At 43.8% G+C, this 4,245-nt stretch carries 7 protein-coding genes; 4 read left to right on the top strand and 3 right to left on the bottom strand.

Translation table 11 applies throughout. The annotated features are described in order from the left end of the window. Nucleotides 1–28: 28 nt before the first annotated feature. Both NUV48_15320 and NUV48_15325 read right to left on the bottom strand, forming a co-directional pair. Nucleotides 29–454, bottom strand: coding sequence for an RNA polymerase sigma factor (locus NUV48_15320; protein ID MCR4443502.1), 426 nt, complete (start codon nt 452–454; stop codon nt 29–31). 53 nt (nt 455–507) lie between these two features. Beyond that, nucleotides 508–936, bottom strand: coding sequence for a hypothetical protein (locus tag NUV48_15325; protein ID MCR4443503.1), 429 nt, complete (start codon nt 934–936; stop codon nt 508–510). A gap of 270 nt (nt 937–1,206) precedes the next feature. On the opposite strand from NUV48_15325, the gene NUV48_15330 reads away from it, so the two are divergent. The 4 genes from NUV48_15330 (at nt 1,207) to NUV48_15345 (ending at nt 2,887) form a co-directional block, all read left to right on the top strand. Beyond that, nucleotides 1,207–2,172, top strand: a complete 966-nt coding sequence (locus NUV48_15330; GenBank protein MCR4443504.1) for a hypothetical protein — start codon at nt 1,207–1,209, stop codon at nt 2,170–2,172. A gap of 80 nt (nt 2,173–2,252) precedes the next feature. Continuing rightward, nucleotides 2,253–2,429 (top strand): hypothetical protein, encoded by a 177-nt coding sequence (locus NUV48_15335; GenBank protein MCR4443505.1) that lies wholly within the window; start codon nt 2,253–2,255, stop codon nt 2,427–2,429. After that, nucleotides 2,404–2,550 (top strand): copper amine oxidase N-terminal domain-containing protein, encoded by a 147-nt coding sequence (locus NUV48_15340; protein MCR4443506.1) that lies wholly within the window; start codon nt 2,404–2,406, stop codon nt 2,548–2,550. Before NUV48_15335 ends, NUV48_15340 begins: the two co-directional genes overlap by 26 nt. Continuing rightward, nucleotides 2,516–2,887, top strand: coding sequence for a hypothetical protein (locus tag NUV48_15345; protein ID MCR4443507.1), 372 nt, complete (start codon nt 2,516–2,518; stop codon nt 2,885–2,887). The genes NUV48_15340 and NUV48_15345 overlap by 35 nt, the downstream gene beginning before the upstream one ends. A 169-nt stretch (nt 2,888–3,056) precedes the next feature. Here the strand turns inward: NUV48_15345 and NUV48_15350 are convergent, their stop codons facing one another. Then, nucleotides 3,057–4,112: a hypothetical protein gene (locus NUV48_15350; GenBank protein ID MCR4443508.1), complete on the bottom strand. Its 1,056-nt coding sequence runs from the start codon at nt 4,110–4,112 to the stop codon at nt 3,057–3,059. Between the last annotated feature and the right edge of the window lie 133 nt (nt 4,113–4,245).

Below are 4,245 nucleotides of genomic sequence, written 5' to 3' on the forward strand. Positions count from 1 at the left end.
TCCGCAGTCTTGTTTTTGTGTTGCCTTTTTACGGTCTATGGTTTTCAGGGTAGGTGAGCTGTTCATATTCTTTCAGGATCAAAATAGTCCTGGCGTTTTCGGGGAGCCGGGCTAACGCTTCCTGTATCCTTTCTCGTTCTTCTTTTAAGATTAATAATTGTACGGGGGAATCCGACTCCTGAGTATTCTGCTCATTTAAAGGCAAATTTTCTTCCCAGCTCAGTGTCTGATGTTTGTTTTTCTCGCGGAGTTTCTTGAGATAAACGTTACGGGCAATAGAAAAGAGCCAGGTTTTTAGCGAAGACTCATTTCTAAAGCGAAAAATAGACAGGCAAGCCTGGTAAAAAGTTTCCTGGGTTAACTCTCCCGCCTCTTCCCCATTGCCGGTCATCCGCAAAAAATAGCGAAAAATCGCTTCGTTATGGAGTTGGTATAATTCTTTAATCCTTTTCATGACTTTCCTCCATCCTACTAATTTCGGCAAAGGAAAGCCAAATCCTATTAAAGCTAGCTATAAATATTTAGTCCTGTAATTCTTTTTCTCATCTCCCGTCTTCCCTCTGAAATAAGGCGAGCCACCTCCGGCTCAGATTTATCCATAATATGAGTAATTTGCCCATAGGAGTAGCCCAGGATATCACGGAGAATTAGGGTACAGCGTAATTCCGGCGCTAAGGCGAGCAAGGACTGCTGGATTGGGTCTTCTCCCTTAAACTCAAGACACCCATAGTATTTCAGAAAATCCCCCCAGGCCTGTTTTAATAAGAAACCATCATCTTTATGATTACCGGGGTGCATTAAAAGCACCTTTTCCGTTAACACTTCCGCAACTTTTGTATTTCCAGATAACCGGTAAGTAAAGTTATATATTGTTCTAATGCATAGAGAATCTAAAACTTTAGGGTGTATAGTTTCACTGTGCTGTAATAAACCCACAGGCATCTCCTCCGAATTTGCTGTACTATTTTATTAGTACCAAATACATTGGATTCATTACATAGCATGACTCTTACTTTTTCAAAAGGCAGCAAAAAAAAACGTAGTAACCTCGTATACAGGCCACTACGCATCCTAGATACAATGTGAAAAATAACTCTTTAAGATAACGAAACTAAAACAATATGAAATATTTCAGTATTTAGGATCACTTCAAAGAAAAGCTGTTTGCGTCTATAATCAGGGAGAAATTCTTCAGGGGGTAACAACATGAAAAAAACACTTTTGACTGTACTTATCTTATTGTTGAGCGTTTCTCTGTTTTTTAGTTGTACAAATGGTTTGGTTGTACAAATGCGGGGAAACGAGGCTCAGTTGAAAAAAGAAGAGCAACCCCAAGAGAACCCGCAACAGACCTATGACAGCGATAAGGCAGCGGTTGCCAGTCTGGTTGAGGATTTTGGTAGCAGGCTTCAAAAAGTCTCGCTTCAAGCCCCCAAAGATATAGTGAACAAGAGTATGCAAGAGAACTACGGCGATTTTGTATCCCCCGCACTTCTGTCAGAATGGCTAAGGGAGCCTTCGAATGCTCCCGGGAGGGTACTTTCAAGTCCGTGGCCGGATCGAATAGAGATTCTAAGCATTGAGAAATTATCGGAGTCTGCGTACGAAGTTAAAGGCGAAATCATAGAAATGACGAGTGTGGAGATGGTAAACGGCGGTGTTGCCGCCAAGCGGCCAATTACTCTCGTAGTAGGGAAAGTCGAAAACCGCTGGCTTATTACTGCTGTCAAGCTCGGTGCGTACGAGGGAAGCAACGCAATGGTGTACAGAAATACCCAATATGGTTTTAGTTTTTCATTACCGGAGAGTTGGCAAGGTTATTCGATTATAACGGACAAATGGGAAGGTTCTGCTCCAGGAAGTTCACAAGGTAGTGTGACTGTTGAAACCGGTCCGCTGATTTCCATCAGACATCCGCAATGGACTGCTCAAAACCAGCGACAGGATATTCCCATCATGATATTTACGCTTACCCAATGGAAGTCACTTCAGCAGGGAGAATTCCATATTGGGGCAGCGCCTGTCGGACCAAGCGAACTTGGTCGTAACACCAGATACGTTTTTGCGCTTCCTGCGCGTTACAACTACGCATTTCCGACAGAATATGAAGAAGTGGAAAAAATTTTACAAAGTAATCCTCTTCAGGCAAACGAAAACTACTTGGATAACTAAGATTTTAGCGGAGTGAACCAAATAGTGGTTCCTTTCGTTTATACCAGATATTAGTAAATCTTCAAGGAAGGTCCTACTATATGAAAAAGAAGTGGTTAGCTGTTATCGATGTTGCTATACTGCTCAGTATCTTTGCCACTGTAGCTTTTGCTAGCAATCCTATCAAGCTATTTGTAAACGGTCAAGAGACTAAGCCAGACATTCTACCTCAAATTATTAACGGGCAGGACAATGGTTTCCATCAGGTGGGTCGCTGAAGCATTGGGCGCTAATGTGGAGTGGGATGAGGATTCCCGGGCAGTCTGGATTAACAATTTGGCGGTTGCACAGCGCTTGAGATCTCTTGAGCCAGAACAACCTCAAAGAAATAGAAGATGATTGGAATTCCAAACAGGTCAAGCAATTTCTTGAAAACAATGAGCTTTCTGCCATTAAGGATTTACAAAATAAAGGTAAGAGTGTCTCCTTTGAAGTAACTAGTGAAGACGACTCATGGACACGACCGGTTTATTCCGAAGCATGGCACAGTACATTTATGGGAGGTAAGTTCAGTGATATTTCCTTACTTGTTAGCTATGCTAAGCGGAATGCCTTTGTTTATACCGGAGGTTTATCAGAAGGGTCAGGGCTATACTATAGATTAGGTTTTCCCGAAGACCGGAATAAACCTATAGGTGGCTCTTTTCTTCCCAGTGAGGCCTTTGAGTTGCTGTAGGGTCCATTTCCCATTTTCATATATAGCCTTGTATTTCGGAATAACAGCCCCTAAATTTCCAAACCAAGACGTTGCCGAGATAATTGCTTCATTTCCTTCATATTTATCCACTGAAACATACAGTAAAGTGCCATTTAAAGTCCGTCTTAGACGGCCATTCTCATCATATTCAAACTCTATTATCTAGCACCCGCCAGATACCATCTTCCGGCTTGTATAAAGTAACTTTATGTATTTCTTTTCCTTGGGCATCAACAAATCTCACCGTTACCGTGCCATCAGGATTCTCTATGGTGACAGCCTCTCCCAGGGGAGCATCAATACTTGCTCCTAATCCTGAAACACGGGCTACCTGCTCGGCATCGGCCCGCCAGGGTTGATGACCACCCAACTGCCAACCGAGATTTTCCGGTTCCAATTCACCGCTGGTTATCCGCCAGCCTTCGGCTGTTTCACGGACAGTAAAGAAACCTGTGTAATAGAAAATGCCTGTGCGGGGCTTTTCGCCTACGGTTTCGAGATGTTTGGTTTCCACAAAGAACCGGGGCTGGCCGTTTTCTTCGCCAGCAGGAAGGAGTTTGATTAATTCCACGTTGGCGGTGTTTTGCCACGAGGTAAGAAATTGATCGTAGCTATTCTTGGCCTGCCATTCCGTGCTCCAATAATTGTAAGCGACCTGGTATGGTTCCAGGCTCATGCTTACAGGGCCACCATAATACAGGGCGTCAAAATAGGCCTGCAAAGCCATTTCCGGGGTGGTGATTTTTTCAGGCACCCGGGGGTAGTATTTGGCCCTCGCCGGTTTCTGTTCGGTCAACCGTGTAACTGATTGCAACATCTTGATTCTTTCGCCAGGAGAACTCCTCCCATCCAGGGTGTACCACGTTTTGCCGTCATAAGTCCAACTGGCTGTGACATACATGGGATTACCCAACTGGTTGACGCGAAGCTTGCCCTGAACAGCCCCCGGTACCAGGTTCTTGTCATCCGGCAATGCCTGAATAATTTCCCTGGCAACCCGGATACCGTCTTGTTCCGCATGACCGACGGCAAAGAATTCCCAGTTGCCTTTTGACCAGGTAATCTCCATTCCATTTTCATAGGAGTTGGCCACTATCCCGTCTATTTGCACTGTTCCTGAAGGTTTGGCAAGGAGCTGTTCCTCGGTAGGATCAGGAGAAAAGGAGTTCTCGGAAGCTGAGATAAAAACTACGCTATCGGCCATAGAAATAGGTCTAGCGGTTTCCGATAAGTTAGGATTATCTACTTTTATAACTGTCAATCGTCAAATTAAAACAATTGCGATTTTCGCTTTAAAATAGGGTAAAAAATACGAAAAAAGTACGGGATTCTTAAAT

It is taken from the genome of Peptococcaceae bacterium (assembly GCA_024655825.1).
In the GTDB taxonomy this organism is placed as follows: domain Bacteria; phylum Bacillota; class Peptococcia; order DRI-13; family PHAD01; genus JANLFJ01.